We start from the raw sequence: 14,865 nt of genomic DNA on the forward strand, positions 1-14,865 counted from the left end.
TTCACTTCCCTTTTTAAGCCTCGTTTTTCAACGAGGGCGTATTCCCAATGAATTCCGCAACCAGAGCATGTGCTTCTTCAAGTGCCTTGTCCAAATCGTAATTTTTGATGATCTTATCAAACTGTGGGGCGGTGGCCATTTCCACGGACGCTTTTGCAATACGCATATTAATCTTGTCATCGCTTTCCGTGCTCCGTTTTTTTAGTCTGATCTTTAGTTCGTCCACACTTGGTGGTTTTACGAAAACGGCAAGTGTCCTTTCCGGGTATTTCTTTTTTATCCTAAGCCCCCCTACCACATCAATATCAAAGATTACGTTCTTGCCTTCGGACCACAATCGTTCTACCTCACTTTTTAAGGTGCCATAAAAATTATCCCGATATACCTCTTCCCACTCCAGAAAATCATCGTTCTTTATGTGTTTCTTGAATTCCGAAACGGACATGAAATAATAATGCTGACCCTGCTTTTCCTTACCTCTCCTTTGTCTTGAAGTTGCAGAGACCGAAAAGGCCAGATTCAAATCCGGCTGTGCCAAAAGGTAACGTACGATAGTAGTCTTACCACTCCCTGAAGGGGCCGAAAATATGATCAATTTGCCCCCTTTCGTCATAAAACGTTCAACATTTGTTCCTTTATCTTTTCCAACTCATCCTTCATTTGGACGACCAGTTGTTGCATAGGGGCATAATTGGCCTTTGAGCCAATAGTGTTGATCTCACGACCGATTTCCTGACAAATAAAGCCAAGTTTTTTACCATTGGAATCCTTTGAGCCCAACGTTTTGGAGAAGTAGTTCAAGTGATTGGCAAGCCGAACTTTTTCCTCGGTAATGTCATATTTCTCCAGATAATAAATAAGCTCCTGCTCAAAACGGTTGGCATCCACATCCGTCTTTAAATCGGCTACGGCCTTTTCCAAACGTTCGCGAATTGTTGATTGCCTTTCCGGATCCATGGTCCTCACCTCCTTCAGCAGGGACTCCAAAGTAGTTATCCTTTCCATAAAATCCTTTTCCAATATCTGGCCCTCTTGGGTGCGGAATTTTTGTATTTCGGAAATAGCCGTTTTTAAAGCTTCGAGGATGGCGGCATATTCAGCATTATCTATATCATCTTTGTCCGTTTTTAAGGCATCAGGTAATCGTAAGGCCATTTCCAAAAAGAGCGCATCTTCTCCTTGGGCAATAGACCTCAATTGCTTCATATACTGTCGTACAACACCTTCATTTATCTGGGCCGAAGTCTCATCCCCGGTGTATTCTATATACAGTCCAAAATCGACTTTTCCCCTGGTTAATTCATGGGCAATAAGCTTTCGGAGTTCCAATTCTTTTTCGCGGTAGGCCGAAGGCATTCGGGCATTCAAATCCAAGCTCTTGCTATTGAGTGATTTTAACTCAATCGTAATTTTTTTTGCAGGAAGTTGTATCACATGCTTCCCGAAACCGGTCATGGATTGAATCATACGTATGTTTTAATTACAAAATATCCAGGTGAAAGGGTCACAGTTCCCGTACCCAAATATTTCTATATCTGACCCGGCTGTCGTCTCCATGATCTTGAAGTTTTAACGGGCCTTTGCCGTGTGGCGGGTTTTTGGGCCATCCTATATAAGGTGTGGTACCCTTGATTTCCGTATGGTCCTGAATCAACACGCCATTATGGATAACCGTAACGGTACCGGATTTTGTTTTTTTGCCATCTGCGTTAAACTCAGGTGCATGATAGATAATGTCATACGTATTCCAATCCCCGGTAGGTACCGAGGCCATAGCCAATGGTGGCCCCTGCTTGTATATAGATCCTACTTGACCGTTGACGTAAGTAGGGTTATCATTTTGATCCAGGACCTGTATCTCATAAAGGCCACTGATAAAAATACCGCTATTACCTCTATTTTGGTTCTTTCGCTGAACCGGTAATGGTGATCGCCATTCAATATGTAGTTGCATATCCCCAAACTTTTGTTTGGTCTGTATATCCCCAGTTCTGTCGGCAACGGTCATACTTCCGTCCTCGTTCAAATGCCATGGAACGGGAGAAGTGCCATCTTTTGAGCTCACCCAACCATCAAAGCTTGTACCGTCAAAAAGGACAATGGCATCGCTCGGCGGACCACCATTTGTTCCTGGAGTAACTTTGGGAACCTTGGGCTCATAGAATTCCGTGGCTTCGGGCTTGGTCGGTTCCGGACCTGCATATTCGGGGTGCACGATTACCCCATCTTTTAATATTCCCGGGGTCTCTCCCAATATGGCTTCCTGTCCAAATACAATGGAAAGCGAAAAAAAGGTGATTAATGTGAGTAGTCTTTTCATAAATAAAGTGTTAGTGAGGTATTTTAATCCTTGGTGTTTGTAACTTGTACAGAAATCTCTTGCACGGGCTCGATTTACAATTCAAATGTCCCTAGCGATTCCCTGCTATAGCTCCTTGATCTTTATATTACGGAATGCTACCCCATCCCCATGGTCTTGCAGTCCAATTTTACCGGTGGTATGTTTTCCAAAATGCTCCCAATCCGCAAATTTTGAATCGGCTACCATGGTACTCCATTCGGGATCGTTCACAGGGAACTCAACTATTTTCTCCCCATTCAGAGAAACACTTCCCTTATTCGTTTTATGATCAATGGCCAATACACAGGTATTCCACTCTCCGACCGGTTTGGTAACATCCTTGGTCGGGGATACCATATCGTATAAGGCCCCTGCCTGATGGCTGGTTCCATTTTTACCATCTGGGTGTTTCTCATTATCGAGTACCTGTATTTCAGGCCCGGTTTGATACGGTTGTTTGAGCGAAGGCATTTCCGCAACACCCCAAAAGATGCCGCTGTTGCCTCCCTCGGCAATCCTCCACTCCAAGGAAAGTTCAAAATCGGTGAACTCCCTTTCGGTCACCAGGTTATAGCTCTCCCCTTTTTTTCGATCTTTTGGGGGGTAAAAGACCATGGCTCCATCCTCCAGTTTCCAATGTTCGGAAATGTCTTCCTTTAGATATTCTTTCCATCCATCGAAAGAGGTGCCATCAAAAAGAACGATCCATTCTTCGTTCTCGGTGGTGGTGACATCGGCTTCCGAAATAGCCTCACCCGTGGCTTCATCGCCAGATGTTTTTGCTTTCTCCTTGCACCCTAAAGCGGATAGGGTTATGAGCATAATACAAAAAAGCTGTTTCATAGTTTAGGTTTTAGCGATTTTTAAATTCCGAGTATTTTCTTGAGCACTTCCTTGTCCGTTTCGCCTCCGGCGAAATCGTCAAAGGTTCTTTGGGTGGCTTCGATAATGTGGTCTTGGATAAAGATGGCACCTTCCCTAGCCCCCTGTTCAGGGCTTTTAATACAACATTCCCATTCCATTACGGCCCAAACGTCACAACCGTATTGAGTTAGTTTGGAGAAAATCGTTTTAAAATCGATTTGACCATCTCCCAAGGAACGAAAACGACCGGCCCGATTTTCCCAGTCATTATATCCACCATAAACTCCTTTTTTACCCGTTGGGTTGAATTCGGAATCCTTTACGTGGAAAGATTTTATAAACTCATGATAAAAGTCTATATAGGCTATATAATCCAATTGCTGAAGTACAAAATGGCTAGGGTCATAAAGTAGATTGACTCTTTTGTGGTTTCCGGTAGCTTTCAAAAAACGCTCAAAGGTATCCCCATCATGTAAATCCTCGCCAGGGTGTATTTCATAGCAGACATCCACCCCTTCCTCATCAAAATGATCCAGAATGGGCTTCCACCGTTTGGCCAATTCCTCAAAGCCCATCTCCACAAGTCCCGGAGGCCTTTGTGGCCAAGGGTATGAGGTGTGCCATAAAAGAGATCCGGAAAAAGTGGCATGTGCCGTAATCCCTAACCTTCTGCTCGCCGTGCCGGCCTTTTTGACCACATCGACCGCCCACTCCGTGCGGGCCTTGGGATTGTTCCTTACACTATCGGGCGCAAAACCATCGAACATGATATCAAAGGCAGGGTGTACCGCAACTAATTGACCTTGCAGATGTGTGGATAGTTCGGTAATTTCCAATCCATAGGAATTCACCTTCCCCTTAAGTTCATCACAGTAGGTTTGGCTTTCCGCAGCTTTATCCAAATCGATCAAAAAGCTTTCCCAAGTAGGAATTTGAATTCCTTTATAGCCCAAATCGGCCGCCCATTGGCACATGCCGTCCAGCGAGTTAAAAGGTGCCTTGCTATCTACAAATTGTGCCAAAAAAACGGCAGGTCCTTTAATTGTCTTCATCGGTATAGTATTCTATATTAATTTGATTATGGTTTTATATTTTACGGAAGTGTTAGAATAAATCCTATATTTAGTTTTCCAAAATTTCCCTTGGTTTCTGCTTTGCTTAGGGAAATCATAAATATAGGAAAACCATCAGAATTAAAATAAGAAATCCAATATGAATCAAGAAGAAGTATTTGATGCCATTGTGGTGGGAACGGGCATTAGTGGAGGCTGGGCGGCCAAGGAACTCTGTGAGAATGGTTTAAAGACCTTGGTATTGGAACGGGGAAGAATAGTGGAACACATCAAGGACTATCCCACAATGAATATGGATTCTTGGGATTTTCCCTATAAGAAAGAACTTTCCGCCGAGGATAGGAAAAAATATCATAAGCAACTACGCGTTAATTGGGCTCCCAAAGATGATGTAAAACACTTTTTTGTAAACGATTTGGAGCATCCGTATGTAGAGACCAAACGCTTTGACTGGATCCGTGGCTACCATGTGGGTGGCCGATCCCTGACATGGGGGCGGCAAAGCTATCGCTGGAGCGATATCGATTTTGAGGCCAATAAAAAGGATGGTCACGGGGTGGATTGGCCGGTACGCTATAAGGACATTGCCCCGTGGTACGATAAAGTTGAGGAATACATCGGGGTAAGTGGGGAAAACCTGGGATTAAGACAATTGCCCGATGGCAAGTTTCAACCTCCAATGGATTTGATCTGTGGCGAGGACGACCTCAAAAAGACAATGGCCGAAAAATATGACGATGGCCGTTTACTGACCATTGGACGGGTTGCGCATATTACGGATAAGCAGGCCCAGGTGGAAGGGCGGAATCCTTGTCAATACAGGAATAGATGCTGGCGGGGTTGTCCTTTTGGCGGATATTTTAGCAGCAACTCCTCTACACTTCCAGCCGCCGAACGGACAGGGAATATGACGTTAAGGCCCAATTCCATTGTTCATGAAGTGATATACGACGAGGCTTCCAAAAAAGCCACGGGTGTCCGGGTCATTGATACGGAAACCCATGAAAAAATGGAATTTAAGGCAAGGGTCATTTTTCTCTGTGCCTCCGCAATGGCATCGGTTGGAATTTTATTGAACTCCACGTCCGGTCGTTTTCCCAATGGAATTGGCAATGATTCCGGGATGCTCGGCAGGAATATAATGGATCATCATTATAAACTGGGGGCCACTGCCAAAATAGACGGCTATTTGGATAAATATTACAAGGGCAGGCGGCCTAACGGATTTTATATTCCCCGGTGGGTGAATCTGAACGAAAAGACCAAGCGGGATTATCTTCGGGGTTTTGGATATCAGGGCAGTGCCAGTAGGGAAGATTGGTCCGCTTCCATCAAGGAGATGGGCTATGGGAAAAATTTGAAGGATTCCATACTGAAGCCTGGAAATTGGCAAATTGGAGTGACTGGTTTCGGAGAGTTCCTTCCTTATGATGACAACAAGGTGACTTTAAGCGCTACGGAAAAAGATCAGTGGGGACTGCCCCAACTTGATTTTGATGTGGAATTCAAGGAAAATGAATACAGGATGCGAGAGGACATTATACGGGAGGTAGTAGATATGTTTACCAAGGCGGGTTTTAAGGACGTTGAACCCTATGAGGAATCTACCGGCCCAGGTTTGGGTATACACGAAATGGGTGGAGCCCGAATGGGACATAACCCCAATACCTCCGTTACGAACAAAAACAATCAAGTCCACACAGTTCCCAATGTTTATATGACCGATGGGGCCTTCATGAGTTCCTCGAGCTGTGTAAATCCTTCCCTCACTTATATGGCCTTTACGGCAAGGGCGGCCAACCATGCGGCAGAACAGTTCAAGGCCGGAAAGTTTTCATAAATTCAGTACATGTCCATAAATCCAAATACAATATATGATGCCATAGTGGTGGGCACCGGAATTAGTGGGGGCTGGGCAGCCAAGGAACTCTGTGAGAATGGTTTAAAAACCTTAGTCCTGGAACGAGGAAGGATGGTAAGGCATATTGAGGATTACCCTACTATGAACGACGATCCATGGGATTATGAATTCAGGGGCAATCTCACCCGCCAGGAAAAGAAAACCTTTTCCCTATTACCGCGAGGAGGTGTGGACAGACAGCGGGATGCCATGCATTTTTTTGTCAATGCCCTGGAGCACCCCTATGAAGAGACCAAACATTTTGATTGGATTCGAGGTTATCAAATAGGTGGCCGATCGCTGACCTGGGGACGGCAAAGCTATCGCTGGAGCGACATTGATTTTGAGGCCAATAAGAAGGATGGGCACGGTGTGGACTGGCCGGTGCGATATAAGGACATTGCCCCATGGTATGATAAGGTTGAGGAATACATCGGGGTAAGCGGGGAAAACTTGGGATTAAAACAATTACCCGATGGCAAGTTTCAACCTCCGATGCAGCTTAACTGCGTGGAAAAGGAACTTCAAGCCAGCATGTCCAAAAATTTTGATGATGGCCGCTTGTTAACTATCGGTCGCGCAGCGCATATCACAAAAAAAACAACCGACTTTGCCAATAGAGGGCCATGCCAGTACCGAAACAGATGCCAAAGAGGGTGCCCTTTTGGTGGCTATTTTAGTAGCAACTCCTCCACGCTTCCGGCTGCCGAGCGAACAGGAAATATGACGCTAAGGCCCAATTCCATTGTCCATGAAGTGATATACGATGAGGCTTCCAAACGAGCAACAGGTGTAAAGGTCATAGATACGGAGACCCATGAAAAGATGGAATTTAAGGCACAAGTCATTTTTCTCTGTGCCTCCGCAATGGCATCGGTCGGAATTTTATTAAAATCCAAATCCGATCGTTTTCCCAACGGAATGGGAAATGATTCGGGAAAGCTGGGAACCCATATTATGGACCATCATTTTAAAGTAGGTGCCAGTGCCACTATCAAGGGTTACTTGAACAAATACTATAAAGGACGAAGGCCAAATGGCTTTTATATTCCCAGATTTACAAACCTTGGAGGGAACACGGAACGTAAAAACTATCTACGCGGATTCGGTTACCAAGGGGGCGCGAGCAGAAACAATTGGTCCGATTTGATTGCAGAAGCGGTATACGGGGATAAGTTGAAGGAAGCTATCCTTAAGCCAGGGCAATGGCAAATTGGGATGACTGCTTTTGGGGAGTTTTTACCCTATGATGACAATAAGGTAGCGCTAAGTTCCGTTAAAAAAGACCAGTGGGGCCTACCATTATTGGATTTTAATGTGGAGTTAAAAACAAATGAACTGGAGATGCGGAAAGACATGATGAACGAGGCCATTGCCATTTTCGAAAAAGCCGGATTCGTGGATGTACAAGGATATGATGCGACTTCCAATCCTGGATCCGCCATTCATGAAATGGGAGGTGCCAGAATGGGTCATGACCCAAAAACATCAGTGGTGAACAAGAACAATCAAGTACATGCCGTTAAAAATGTATATGTTACCGATGGAGCTTTTATGACTTCTTCAAGTTGTGTGAACCCATCCTTAACATATATGGCATTTACGGCAAGGGCGGCCAATCATGCAGCCGAACAATTGAAAAATAAAACTATTTTCTAGATAGAAATTATGAGCGTATTTTGCGATACCAAAACACTGATCAATGGACAACGCTTCCGCTAGAAATATGTGGGGTGACTTTTTGGATGCCCATTTGGAATTTGCCTTTGTAGACGCACCGAACGTCATTCATTTTTGTGACAACGAGGCGGATGCCAATGAATGTGCAAAACTGGTGAAGAAAGGGGTTAAAAGGGCCACTTCCGATTCATTATTAGGACTTCAATATCGAAAGGAAACCTTGCCCAAAACTGGAGATTTTATTGTTGTTACCGATTGGGAAGGCAAAGCCCAATGCATAGTAAGGCTTACCAAAGTCTCATTTAAGCCCTATTTCAGTATTGACCAGGAATATGCCAAACTGGAAGGCGAAGGAGATAAATCCTTAGAGTATTGGCAACGTGTACACTGGGATTATTATACCCGGGAGTTGGAGCCCTTTGGGCGTGTACCAAGGGACAGTATGATCATTGTATGCCAAGAATTTGAGAAGGTATTTGAGCGATAGCTCCAAATCATTTTGTAGTTGACATCTTTACAGGGATAAGGCCCTAAAAGTTTTTAATTTTTAGGGCCTTATCCTATTTATAGTCCTTCCGATATGTTTTTGTAGAGGTCAATTCTCCATCTTCACCCAAACATTACCTCCCTTATGGGATTCTACCGTGGCTTCGATGAAATTCATCCCGCGAACGCCATCCAACATGGTAGGGAATTCCCCATCATTATATTGCTCTCCCCGTATGGCCCTGGCAGCTCCCAAATAGATGTTGGCCATGGAATCGAATATGCCTTCGGGATGCCCCGGTGGTAGTTTTGTACCGTCTAGGGACAATTCGGAATTGTAGGCATGCCCAGGTTTGTATACTTGGGTGGGTTCGGTATCACTCATTTTATAGAGGAAATTAGGCCTTTCCTGCTCCCAACGGAACGCGGCCTTTTCGCCATAAATAGCAATGGCCAGTCCGTTTTCCTCCCCGGTAGCCACTTGACTTCCCCGGATAACCCCTTTGACATGGTCATCCATTCGAACAAGGATCGTACCGTCCACATCCATCTTATTGTCTTCATATAAATAGTTGAAATCGCACAATAGGGATTTTATCCGAAGTCCCGTAGTATATTCCACCAAGTTAAAGGCGTGCACCCCAATATCGCCCATACAGGAACTGATCCCTGCTTTTTCAGGATCCAGGCGCCATACGGATGATCGCTTCTCCTTATCATGGATAATGGTATTGATCCACCCTTGATAATACCGGGCATCTACCTTATGGATTTTTCCCAAAGCCCCGGATTTTATCATTTCACGCATTTGACGCACCATGGGATAACCGGTATAGGTATGGGTAAGGGCAAATACCGTTCCTGCCTTTTCATGGGCTTCCTGCAATATTTTTGCCTCTTCCAAGGTGGTGGTCATCGGCTTTTCACAGATAACATGAAACCCATTGTCCAGTAATTTTTTGGCCATGGGAAAATGGAGGAAGTTAGGGGTTTGTACGGAACAGACCTGAATACGCTCTTCTTCGGGCAAGTTCATTTCTCCTTCGATAAAAGCATCAAAATCCTTGTAGATACGATCGGTAGGAACATCTATTTCCTTGGCGAAACCTATGTTCTCTTCATAAACCGGATTAAAAACCGCTCCTACTATTTCATAATTGTCATTGATATGGGAAGCGACCCGGTGCAAAACTCCTATGAGAGAATCCCCGCCCCCTCCTAAAATTCCTAATCTGATCTTCTTTGGCATAATGGTAATACTTTAAAATAGGTGTTGATTTTTATGTGATTAATATATAGAAAATATCTAAGCTTTATAGGTAATTTTTTCGTTCTTGAAGAAAATAAAAAACAGAAAAAATACCAAAAGGGCAAATGCCGCCGGATACAGCCAAATAATCTCCCATGCATGGGCGCCCTCCGTAGAAACATAGGTATCGGTAATTTTACCTGCGATCCAAAAGCCGATAAGCATCCCTAGGCCGTAGGTAGCCAAGGTAATCAATCCTTGGGCCGCACTTTTAATATGGGTACCTGCCTTACTATCGGTATAGATCTGTCCGGAAACGAAGAAAAAATCGTAACAGATCCCGTGCAGGGCAATCCCCAACAATAATAAGAAGGCCAGCTCTCCCGGGTTACCATAAGCAAATAGTACATAGCGCAAGGCCCAAGCCAACATGGCCACCAACATGGTTTTTTTAAATCCATACTTTTTGAAAAAGAACGGAAGTAGAAGCATAAAGAGAATTTCCGAGATCTGACCAATGGTCATCTTTCCTGCGGGATTGGCCACCCCAATCTCGCCCAAAAACTGTCCCGCATGTTGGTAATAAAAGGCCAAGGGAATACAGATAAGGACGGATGCCATGAAGAAAATCAAAAAATTGCGGTCTTTTAAGAGTCCCAATGCCTCCAAGCCCAGAATATCCGAAATACTTACTTTCTTGTTTTTGTCCATTCTGGGAGGGGTTTTCGGAAGGGTAAAGCAAAAGACCCCGAGTAGTGCCGATGAAATTGCGGCCATTAGAAAAGTGTTTCTTAGGATGCCTTCCGATATGCCCTCTTGGGAATCCCAATTCAAATAACTGATAAGGAGTCCCGCCGCTATCCATCCAATGGTTCCAAAAACACGAACCTGGGCGAATTCCTTGGCAGGATTCCTCATTTGGTTAAAGGACACGGAATTGACCAAGGCCAAGCTGGACATGTATAAAATCATATAGGCCAAAAGATAAGGGAAGAACAACGTAAAGTCCGTGGTTTGGTACAAGAGGTACATCAATAGGGCCCCCAAAAGATGTAATACGCCTAAAATACGTTCTGCGTTAAAGAATCGATCGGCAATGAGTCCAATGATAAACGGAGCCAAAATGGCACCCCAGGACTGGGTGGAATAGGCCATGGCTATTTCCGCACCATCAGATCCCAAGGTATTCGGCAAATAGATTCCCATGGTAACATACCAACTGCCCCAGACAAAAAATTCCAAAAACATCATTAGGGACAGCTGCAAACGAACTCCTATTTTCATAATGCCTCTACTCTTTGTTAACGTTTGTAATGAATAAAATCCAATGGCAACGGCTCCAAATTGTTAGCCCTAAAATCCATGGCTATCTGACCCCGATGATGCGAGGAATGATTAATGATATGGAATAGAATATCCTGTAAGGTGTTGGCGAACAAACGCCCCTCCGTATTCTCATAATCGATCCGTTTTTCGAAATCATCCGAATTGGTGGTAATCTCAAAGGAACTCCGTTGATTCTCGTAATGTATATCGCCCCAATCCTTTACGTCATGGGATTGCCAGACCTTATATTCAGGAGGTCTTCCAAGAATCCTAGCATTCCAAATATGATGGGCATTGAGGATATGACTAAAAAGTACAATGCTCTTTTCTGGAACGACTTCCATTACACTACACCGCTCAATAAGTTTTTTGTTGCAATAAAAGTTGTAATCAAAAAGCTGGTTAAAAAAAACTTTCATAAACCGTATTACTTTGGTATCAGCTCAATTTTTTGGCAGCATTGAGCATCAATTCCCTAGTGGCCAAAATACCTTCCTCCTCAGTTAGTTCACTCCCTTCGTACTCCACACCAATATAACCTGTGTAACCTGCATCCTTTACAATTTGGAGCATTTTTGTATAATCGATTTGGGTCTCATTTCCATTGGCATCAAATTCGTGGGATTTGGCGCTCACTGCTTTGGCATGTTGCATTAACTCGGTTACACCTTGATAAATATCGTACATTTCGGCACAGCCCTTTCTATAATCCTCGGGGTCGTTCCTTCGGATACAAAAATTCCCAAAATCCGGTAACGTACCACAATTATCCATGTTTACGGTTTCCATAACATCCGCTACCATGGCCCCGTTGGAAGAAAGTCCACCATGGTTCTCCACGATTACGTTTATATTTTTATCCTTGGCATAGGTAGCTAATTGGGTAAGGGAATCCACCGAGGCCTCCTTCCAGGCTTTTGGGTCTTCTTCTCCATAAAGATTTACCCGTATGGCATGGCATCCCATGGCCGCTGCGGCATCGACCCATTTGTAATGGTTTTCTACGGTTTGCTTGCGTTCTTGGGCATCCGGCACAGCCATATAACCTTCTCCATCTACCATTATCAGTACATTTTCTACCCCATGTTTTTTCGCTTCCGCATTACATTTTTCCACGAAAGCAGCCATTGCTTCATCGGAGTAATTGGCCGCTTCCAATTCCTTGTTGTACAATTGATTTACATATTCAATGCCGGTAAACCCCCATTTCTTGGCCTTCTCGGCAAAGGTATATGGATCTACTCCGTCTTCCCGTATCATTTTATGGATGGACCATTGGGCCAGGGACAATTTAAAGAAAGGGCCGGTTTCTTCCATTATCGTATTTTCTTCGGTTTCTTTGGAGTCTTTTTTCTTTTCTTGCTTACAGGCATGAAATCCCAAAAGGGACAGTGCCAGGCCCGCTCGTGAGCCATTTTGTATAAAACGTCTTCTTCTCATGGTATTTGGATTAGTTGTTTGCTTATGGATCGCCGCTGATTTTCTACATCGATATAGTAAACCACACCGCAAGGAGTATAGCGTTTAAATGTAGAAAATTAATTTTATATTTAATACATTTAGGGCATAAACAATCAGGTACATGAGCAAATTTTATTACAACGACGAACAGGCGTCGTATGACGCTATTGTTGTCGGAACTGGCATCAGCGGAGGCTGGGCAGCAAAAGAATTGTGCGAAAAAGGATTAAAAACATTGGTTCTGGAACGCGGTAGAATGGTGAAACATATCCAAGACTATGAGACCGCCAATTTAGACCCTTGGGATTTTCCAAACGGAGGTCAACCTACTCCGGAACAGAAGGCCCAACAATTGAAACAAGCACGAACAGGTTATACTACCCAAGCGGCCAGCCGTATGTGGTTTGTAAACGACTTGGAGCACCCCTACAATGAAGTCAAACGTTTTGACTGGATGCGAGGGTATCATTTAGGAGGACGTTCCCTGCAATGGGGCCGTCATAGTTACCGTTGGAGCGATATTGATTTTGAGGCGAACAAACGCGAGGGAATTGCGGTCGATTGGCCGGTACGATACAAGGACATTGCACCATGGTATGACAAGGTAGAATCCTATATTGGGGTGAGTGGGGAACTTCTTGGGCTTTCACAATTGCCCGATGGGCAATTTCTCCCTATGATGGAGCTAAATTGTGTAGAACAACATGTTCGGGAAAAAGTTGCCGAAAATTTTGATGGTCGGGTTATAACCGCCGGACGGGTGGCCCACATAACGGGCGATAAGAAGTTTGATGGGCGTACTAAATGCCAATTTAGAAACCGATGTATCCGTGGATGCCCTTTCGGTGGGTATTTCAGCAGTCTTTCCTCTACCCTTCCGGCGGCGGAGCGTACAGGAAATATGACCTTACGGCCGGATTCCATCGTTCATGAAATACTGTACGATCCGGATACCAAAAGGGCTACCGGTGTTAAGGTCATTGACCGTACCACAAAAGAGAGTCATGAATTTAAGGCCAAGGTTATCTTCCTTTGTGCTTCTGCAATGGCATCGACTGCCATATTGATGCAATCCAAGTCGGATAGATTCCCCAACGGTCTGGGCAACGATTCCGACCAATTGGGCCGTAACATAATGGATCATCATCTGAGGGTAGGCGCGCAAGGTAAGTTCGATGGTTTTGAGGATAAGTATTATAAGGGAAGAAAGCCCAATGGCATATACATCCCACGCTTTAGAAATTTAGGAGGGAACTCCAATCGCAAGGAATATAAGCGGGGTTTCGGATATCAAGGCGGAGCGGGTAGAGGCAATTGGGACGACAGTATTGCAGAGCTCGGTTATGGAAAGGCAATGAAGGATGCCATTTTAAAGCCCGGAGGATGGACCTTTGGCATGGGAGGCTTCGGGGAGGTCTTGCCCTATGAGGACAATAGATTTACCTTGGACCATGACAAAAAAGATCAATGGGGACTGCCTACTTTGACCTTTGATGCGGAATTGCGGGAGAATGAATATGAGATGCGAAAGGACATGAAAGACTCGGCCGTTGAAATGTTGGAGAAAGCAGGCCTACGTGATGTGGAACCCTTTGATAGCCCAGGTGCCTTAGGTCTTGGTATTCATGAAATGGGAACCGCACGTATGGGAAGAAATCCAAAAACTTCAGTTCTCAACGGAAATAATCAGGTTCATACGGTACCTAATGTCTATGTAACGGACGGCGCTTTCATGACCTCGGCCAGTTGCGTAAACCCATCCTTGACCTATATGGCCTTTACCGCCCGGGCGGCCGATCATGCAGCAAAAGAACTAAAAAAAGGAAATATATAATGGATAGAAGAAAAGCACTTAAAAATATGGGGCTGGCCATGGGCTATTCCGTCGCTACCCCAACACTGATCAGTTTAATGCAGAGCTGTAAAAGCGAAGTGGCCTTGGAATGGACACCGGATTTCTTTACCCAGGATGAAGGGGCTGCATTGACCAAATTGGTCGATATCATTCTTCCAAAAACGGACACGCCATCGGCATCCGAAGTTCAGGTACATGTATTTATTGACCGCTTTGCAGATCAAGTTATGGCAAAGGAGGAACAGGACTTTACAAAAATGTCCATGGGTCGTTTCCTTAATACCGCCTTGCAAAATTCTGGAAAGGAAAAGGCGGGTAATCTAACCTCCACGGATTTGGAACCCGTCCTGGCCGAGGCCCTAAAGTTTACCAAAGCGGATGAAATGAAGAACCTTGAAGCCATTCAACAGTACAATGAGGCCATGGCCGAGGGAAAAGAAGCAAGTCTAGACGACGCCGTTTCACGTTTTGCCTTTGCCAAAAACCTAAGGGATGTAACCATTTGGGGCTATAAAACCTCTGAATATGTGGGGGAGCAGGTATTGGAATACCTTCCTGTTCCCGGGGAGTATATCGGTTGTGGCGATGTTAATGAACTAACAGGGGGCAAGGCTTGGTCCTTATAAAAAT

General features: G+C 44.6%; 14 protein-coding genes. 5 read left to right on the forward strand and 9 right to left on the reverse strand.

Annotation, left to right across the window (positions count from 1 at the left end; all coding sequences use genetic code 11):
- Nucleotides 1–13: 13 nt before the first annotated feature.
- The 5 genes from gmk to ACO06Y_RS04055 all read right to left on the reverse strand — a co-directional run bounded on the left by gmk (nucleotide 14) and on the right by ACO06Y_RS04055 (nucleotide 4,257).
- A complete protein-coding gene (gmk, locus tag ACO06Y_RS04035; protein WP_422082546.1) occupies nucleotides 14–613 on the reverse strand; it encodes a guanylate kinase in 600 nt (199 codons plus the stop codon).
- Nucleotides 610–1,467, reverse strand: a complete 858-nt coding sequence (locus ACO06Y_RS04040; protein ID WP_422082547.1) for a YicC/YloC family endoribonuclease — start codon at nucleotides 1,465–1,467, stop codon at nucleotides 610–612. Before ACO06Y_RS04040 ends, gmk begins: the two co-directional genes overlap by 4 nt.
- A 37-nt stretch (nucleotides 1,468–1,504) precedes the next feature.
- Nucleotides 1,505–2,320: a 3-keto-disaccharide hydrolase gene (locus tag ACO06Y_RS04045; protein WP_422082548.1), complete on the reverse strand. Its 816-nt coding sequence runs from the start codon at nucleotides 2,318–2,320 to the stop codon at nucleotides 1,505–1,507.
- 105 nt (nucleotides 2,321–2,425) lie between these two features.
- On the reverse strand, nucleotides 2,426–3,184 hold the full coding sequence (locus ACO06Y_RS04050; RefSeq protein WP_422082549.1) for a 3-keto-disaccharide hydrolase: 759 nt from the start codon (nucleotides 3,182–3,184) through the stop codon (nucleotides 2,426–2,428).
- Between the two features lie 20 nt (nucleotides 3,185–3,204).
- Nucleotides 3,205–4,257: a sugar phosphate isomerase/epimerase family protein gene (locus ACO06Y_RS04055; RefSeq protein ID WP_422082550.1), complete on the reverse strand. Its 1,053-nt coding sequence runs from the start codon at nucleotides 4,255–4,257 to the stop codon at nucleotides 3,205–3,207.
- A gap of 160 nt (nucleotides 4,258–4,417) precedes the next feature.
- Between ACO06Y_RS04055 and ACO06Y_RS04060 the strand changes: the two genes are divergently transcribed.
- The 3 genes from ACO06Y_RS04060 to ACO06Y_RS04070 are packed head-to-tail and all read left to right on the forward strand — an operon-like array spanning nucleotide 4,418 to nucleotide 8,345.
- Nucleotides 4,418–6,118 carry a GMC oxidoreductase gene (locus ACO06Y_RS04060; RefSeq protein ID WP_422082551.1) on the forward strand — a complete coding sequence of 567 codons (1,701 nt, stop codon included), beginning with the start codon at nucleotides 4,418–4,420 and terminating at the stop codon, nucleotides 6,116–6,118.
- A gap of 9 nt (nucleotides 6,119–6,127) precedes the next feature.
- Nucleotides 6,128–7,837: a GMC oxidoreductase gene (locus ACO06Y_RS04065; protein ID WP_422082553.1), complete on the forward strand. Its 1,710-nt coding sequence runs from the start codon at nucleotides 6,128–6,130 to the stop codon at nucleotides 7,835–7,837.
- 43 nt (nucleotides 7,838–7,880) lie between these two features.
- Complete coding sequence (locus ACO06Y_RS04070; RefSeq protein ID WP_422082554.1) at nucleotides 7,881–8,345, forward strand: ASCH domain-containing protein; 465 nt, start codon at nucleotides 7,881–7,883, stop codon at nucleotides 8,343–8,345.
- Between the two features lie 108 nt (nucleotides 8,346–8,453).
- Here the strand turns inward: ACO06Y_RS04070 and ACO06Y_RS04075 are convergent, their stop codons facing one another.
- The 4 genes from ACO06Y_RS04075 to ACO06Y_RS04090 are packed head-to-tail and all read right to left on the reverse strand — an operon-like array spanning nucleotide 8,454 to nucleotide 12,359.
- The gene (locus ACO06Y_RS04075; RefSeq protein WP_422082555.1) at nucleotides 8,454–9,593 is read right to left on the reverse strand and encodes a Gfo/Idh/MocA family protein; all 1,140 of its coding nucleotides are present in this window, start codon (nucleotides 9,591–9,593) and stop codon (nucleotides 8,454–8,456) included.
- A gap of 57 nt (nucleotides 9,594–9,650) precedes the next feature.
- A complete protein-coding gene (locus tag ACO06Y_RS04080) occupies nucleotides 9,651–10,877 on the reverse strand; it encodes an MFS transporter (protein ID WP_422082556.1) in 1,227 nt (408 codons plus the stop codon).
- Between the two features lie 17 nt (nucleotides 10,878–10,894).
- On the reverse strand, nucleotides 10,895–11,338 hold the full coding sequence (locus ACO06Y_RS04085) for a DinB family protein (RefSeq protein ID WP_422082557.1): 444 nt from the start codon (nucleotides 11,336–11,338) through the stop codon (nucleotides 10,895–10,897).
- Nucleotides 11,339–11,357: 19 nt separating this feature from the next.
- The gene (locus tag ACO06Y_RS04090) at nucleotides 11,358–12,359 is read right to left on the reverse strand and encodes a sugar phosphate isomerase/epimerase family protein (protein ID WP_422082558.1); all 1,002 of its coding nucleotides are present in this window, start codon (nucleotides 12,357–12,359) and stop codon (nucleotides 11,358–11,360) included.
- Between the two features lie 142 nt (nucleotides 12,360–12,501).
- Here ACO06Y_RS04090 and ACO06Y_RS04095 point away from each other — a divergent pair, with 142 nt between their 5' ends.
- On the forward strand, nucleotides 12,502–14,214 hold the full coding sequence (locus ACO06Y_RS04095; protein WP_422082559.1) for a GMC oxidoreductase: 1,713 nt from the start codon (nucleotides 12,502–12,504) through the stop codon (nucleotides 14,212–14,214).
- A complete protein-coding gene (locus ACO06Y_RS04100) occupies nucleotides 14,214–14,861 on the forward strand; it encodes a gluconate 2-dehydrogenase subunit 3 family protein (RefSeq protein WP_422082560.1) in 648 nt (215 codons plus the stop codon). Before ACO06Y_RS04095 ends, ACO06Y_RS04100 begins: the two co-directional genes overlap by 1 nt.
- The last annotated feature ends 4 nt before the right edge of the window (nucleotides 14,862–14,865 follow it).

This window comes from Ulvibacterium sp. (genome assembly GCF_965228935.1).
GTDB lineage: Bacteria > Bacteroidota > Bacteroidia > Flavobacteriales > Flavobacteriaceae > Ulvibacterium.